This window comes from Actinocorallia lasiicapitis (genome assembly GCF_054778695.1).
Map to the genome: position 1 here is coordinate 1 of NZ_BAAGZI010000446.1, position 4,475 is coordinate 4,475.

Below are 4,475 nucleotides of genomic sequence, written 5' to 3' on the forward strand. Positions count from 1 at the left end.
ACCTCCTCCACCGCCGACGCCCTCGCCGCCCTGTCGTGGGCGCTGCGGCCCGGCAGCGGCCCCGCGACCGTCCAGGCGGGCGCGGAACTCATCGACGCGGGCTGGCGGGTGTTCACCGACGGCGAGGCCGGGGCGGAACCCGTCCTCAACTGGGCGTTGCGGGCCCTGGAACATCCGGCGGGCCTGCCGCAGCATCTGTGCGGGCTGCTGAACCTGCGCGCGGGCCGGCTCCAGATGCGGATGGGACGTCCGGCCAAGGCGCGCCCGCATTTCGACCGGGCCGTCGCCCTGTTCGATCTGAGCCCGGAGGGGCTGCGCCGCCGCGCCGAAGTGCTCAGCCATATCGTCGCCCTCGACCTGACCGAGGTCCATCCGAGTATCGAGGTGCTGGTCAACAGTGCCGCCGCCGAGGCACGCGCGTCCGGTGACCCGCGCGCCCTCACCGGCACCCTGCCGTTCCTGGCGCTGGCGTTCGCGTGGCTGGGCCGCGACGTCCAGGCGCTCGCCCTGATCGAGGAGGCCGAGGAGGCGGGGCCGCTGTCGCATCCCGAGCACGCCGCCCTCGTCCATCTGCGGGTCGTCGACCCCGACGCCACCCTCGCCCGTACCGCCGCCCTGACCGCCAGGGGCGGCCTGGTCGGCGCGCAGGCCCTGCTCGCCGAGGGCTGGGCGCTCATGGTCAAGGGCGACCTCGTCGGCACCAAGATCGCCCTGCATCGGGGTGAGGAACTGATCCGCCGCTCCCAGACCCTCGCGGTCCTGCCCGACTTCCAGGAGGCGTTCGCGCACGCCGCCCGGCTGGACGGCGACCTCGAGGCCGCCTGGTCGCACACCCTGCGCGGCCTGCGCCGCTGCGTCGAACAGCAGGACTCCCTGACCGGCGCCCGCCTAGCGTTCCTGGTCCTGGGCCTGTCCCGCCACACCCACCGCAAGGCCGCCGAGATCGCCGCCACGGTCCGCGAGATCCGTCTCCGCACCGCCCTCCCCGCCTGGCCCTACCCCGACTCCGAGGTAGCCCGCTGGGAATCCGAACTCGGCGCCGAAGCCACCCCCCCGACCGGCTGGTACCCCGCAGCCGTCCCCGACCTCCTCTCCCACCTCCTCACCCTCGCCCTGGAGGACCGCCCCCACGACGAAGAAGTCCGCCTCCTCGTCGTAGCCTCCCCCACCCACCCCACCGACCAGGCCCCCAACCGCGCCCGCTCCGCCTGACCACCCCCGGCGTCTACGATCAATCCCGGCCCCCAAAAGCCCGGGAGACGTCATGACAGCCCCTGGACGCCGCGTCGCCCTCGCCCTCGCCCTCGCCGCGACCCTGCTGCTCACGGCCTGCACCCCCGAACGAGCCCCCGACACCGCCAAGCCGACCCCGACCCCGAAGGTCAGAACCGACCGCGAACCACTGGAACGCCGATTCGCCGCGCTCGGCCCCCTGACCGACCCGCACTGGCTCGGCACCACGCTCGGCCCCGAACCGGACCCCGCCGACCGGATCACCGTCCCGGGCCCCTCCGACGTGCGCGTCGTGGGCTTCGCCCGGCTGAAGCCAGGCACGGTCACCACGCTTCTGGCCGCCCCGCACTGGTCCTTCCACCGCACGGAACCGGACGAGATCCCCGCCGCCCTCACCCCGTTCACACCCGAACACGCCCGCTGGTTCCGCAGCACCTCCTTCGACAGTTCCCTGACCCGCGACCTCTACCCAGGCACCTTCTCCCTGGACCCGGCCACCGACACCGTCTACTTCGAGACGATGAACCCGCTGGTCCCCCCAGAACCAACACCCACCCCCTGACCCACGACCAGAACCCCCCGCCCCACAGCCCGGCCGACACCGCAGAGCCTCACCCAGCCGATCGGAGCGCGCAGCCCGGGACACGGCAGCGGTTCCGCCCAGGGTAGGAGGGGCGGCCCAGGTTCACGGGAGGTGGTCGAGGTCGCGGAACGTGCGGCCGGGGCGCTAGCGGGTTGCGTCTGGGGCTGGTGCGGGCGGCCCACCGGCAGGTGCCGTGGCCATGGGGCGTGGAGTCGGGAGCGGTTTCGTGGCTAGGGGAGGTGGGGGCGGCCCAGGTTGAGGGGGAGGTGGTCGAGGCCGCGGAGCATGGAGCCGGGGGCTCGGTAGTGGGGGGTGGTGGTGGGGTGGAGGTCGGGGAAGCGGCGGAGGAGGCGGGGGAAGAGGACTTCGGCCTGGAGGCGGGCCAGGGGGGCGCCCAGGCAGTAGTGGACGCCGGCGGCGAAGGTGAGGGTGCGGATCGGGGGGCGGGTGATGTCGAAGAGGTCGGGGTCGGGGCAGGCTTGCGGGTCGCGGTTGGCTGAGGCCAGCAGGCCGAAGACGACGCCGCCTGCCGGGATCGGGGTGCCCGCGAGTTCCGTGTCGGTGTAGGCGGCTCGGACGGCGAGCTGGACGGGCGGCTCGTAGCGCAGGACCTCCTCGGCGGCGGTGCGGGCCAGCGTCGGATCGGTGCGGAGCAGCCACGCCTGGTCGGGGTGGTCGAGGAACAGGAGCGTGCCGAGCCCCACCATGCTGACGGGCGAGTCGAAACCCGCGGCGAACAGCAGCAGCGCCTGGGTCAGCGCTTCCTCCTCATCGTCGTGGTGGTGGAGCGCCAGATAGGTGAGCAGGTCGGTGCGGGGGGAGCGGCGCCGGTCGGCGAGCAGCTCAGCGAAACCGTCCGCGAGGACCGTGCCCGCGGCGAGTTCAGCGGCGCGCTGCCGCGCCGAGGCCAGCGGCTCGAAGACGTTGCCCGCGATCCGCAACTCCCGGCCCAGCTCCAAGGCCACCGGGACGGGCATCCCGAGGGCCGCGCCGATCGTCTCGGCGGCGAACGGCAGCGCCAGCGACTCGACGAGGTCGCACTCGCCGTCCAGGCCGTCGAGGACCCGGTCGACGGACTGGACGAGCGCGGGACGGCACGTGTCGGTGCGGCGCGCGCTGAAGTCGTCGGAGACCAGGGCGCGCCGGGGGCGGTGCTCCCGGCCGTGCGTGAACGCCATGGAGCCGTACATGCAGCGGACGAACCGGTGCTCGCGCCAGCTCGGCGACAGGACGTCCAGATGGCCGGGGGTGAGCGGGCCGAACTCCCTGCGGCGCAGCAGCTCCGACACCTCGGCGTGGGTGGTCGCGACGTAGGTGGCGGCGAGCCCCGGCAGCCGGATCGTGTGGAGCGGCGCGAGCTCCCGCAGCCGCGCGTACATCGGGTACGGGTCGGCGTGCGGGCGCGGCCGCACCATCTTCAGGAACAGCCGCAGCGCTTCCTGGCCGGTGTTCTCCGGCGCGAGCAGTGTCATGCCGGGACCTCGACGTTCGCCCAGAGTTCCAGCAGCGCGGCCACGTTCGCGTCCGGGGTCTCCAGGTTCGGGCTGTGCGCCGCGCCCTTGAACACCTGCTCGCGGGCGCCGAGCCGCTCGGCCATCGCGTGGTAGGTGTCCTGCGACCAGAGCCGCCGGTCCCGCGAACCGTAGCCGACGAGCACCGGCACGCCCGTGTCGCGGAGCGCGTCGGTGAGGTCGGGCGCGGCGCGCATCGAGTCGGCGGTGCCCTGGACGAACGCGGGGTTCATCGTGGCGAGCTTGTTCTGCCAGAACCGGCCGAGGATCACGTCGTCCTGGGGGAGGAGCCGCCGGATCGTCGGCCACAGGTTCATCAGCCCGCCGTCCTGCAGCATCTTGTCGACGCCCAGCCACATCGCCTTGTGCTTGAGCTCCCGCAGATGGGGGCCCGCGCAGAGCAGGGTGAGGCTGAGCGCGGAGCCCGGCGCGTCGACGACGGCGTGCCGCGCCACCAGCCCGCCCAGACAGTGCCCCACATAATGGACGCGCCGCCCGCCGACCAGCTCCGCCAGGTCCCCAGCGAGCAGCTCCACCGTGTACTCGCCGCTCGCGTCCAGCCCCGCCTCAGCGAACTGATCGACATAGTCGTACGCCCAGCACTCGTACCCGCCCGCCGCCAACCCCGGCATGACCAGCCGAAAATCCTCTTTAGTCCCGAAATACCCCGGCGTCATCACCACAACGCCCCGCACCCCACCCACAGCCGGATACCGCAACGCCTGCACCACGCCCCGCCGCACCCCCACCGTGTGCCGCTCAAACCCCTCACCCAACGGCAAAACCACCCCCACCGTCCCCGGGTGTTGAGGCGTCTGCTGCGAGGACCCCTCACTCAACGGCGTGATCGTGCCCGCCGGTCCTGGGTGCTGCGGCGTCTGCTGCTCGAACTCCTCATCCAACGGCGGGATCGTGCCTGCTGGTCCCGTGTGCTGCGGCGTCGGCTGGTCGGGCCTGTCGGACGGGGTCATCGGAGGGCCGCCAGTCGGGGTTGGAGGAGGTCGGACAGGAGGGTGAGGGCGCGGCCGGTGCCGTCCTCGGAGCGGATGCGGAGGCCGAGTTCGTGGGCGCGGGCGCGGAGCTCGGTGTCGTGCAGGGCCTGGTCGAGGGCGGGGGTGAGGGCGGCGGCGGACAGGGCGCGGAGGCGG

Annotated in this window: 4 protein-coding genes and 1 pseudogene; 2 read left to right on the forward strand and 3 right to left on the reverse strand. The window is 73.3% G+C overall.

Translation table 11 applies throughout. The features are described from left to right. Positions 1–1,212 (forward strand): hypothetical protein (locus tag ACYVE7_RS29810; protein ID WP_460369345.1); only part of this gene is annotated, 1,212 nt, incomplete at its 5' end. A 52-nt stretch (positions 1,213–1,264) separates the two neighbouring features. Continuing rightward, positions 1,265–1,795 (forward strand): hypothetical protein, encoded by a 531-nt coding sequence (locus ACYVE7_RS29815; protein ID WP_460369346.1) that lies wholly within the window; start codon positions 1,265–1,267, stop codon positions 1,793–1,795. 251 nt (positions 1,796–2,046) lie between these two features. Here the strand turns inward: ACYVE7_RS29815 and ACYVE7_RS29820 are convergent, their stop codons facing one another. The 3 genes and pseudogenes from ACYVE7_RS29820 to ACYVE7_RS29830 all read right to left on the reverse strand — a co-directional run. After that, a complete protein-coding gene (locus tag ACYVE7_RS29820) occupies positions 2,047–3,288 on the reverse strand; it encodes a cytochrome P450 (protein ID WP_460369347.1) in 1,242 nt (413 codons plus the stop codon). Continuing rightward, positions 3,285–4,103 carry an alpha/beta fold hydrolase gene (locus ACYVE7_RS29825; protein ID WP_460369349.1) on the reverse strand — a complete coding sequence of 273 codons (819 nt, stop codon included), beginning with the start codon at positions 4,101–4,103 and terminating at the stop codon, positions 3,285–3,287. Before ACYVE7_RS29825 ends, ACYVE7_RS29820 begins: the two co-directional genes overlap by 4 nt. Before the next feature lie 191 nt (positions 4,104–4,294). Then, positions 4,295–4,475: pseudogene (locus tag ACYVE7_RS29830) on the reverse strand (hypothetical protein); the annotation flags it as partial.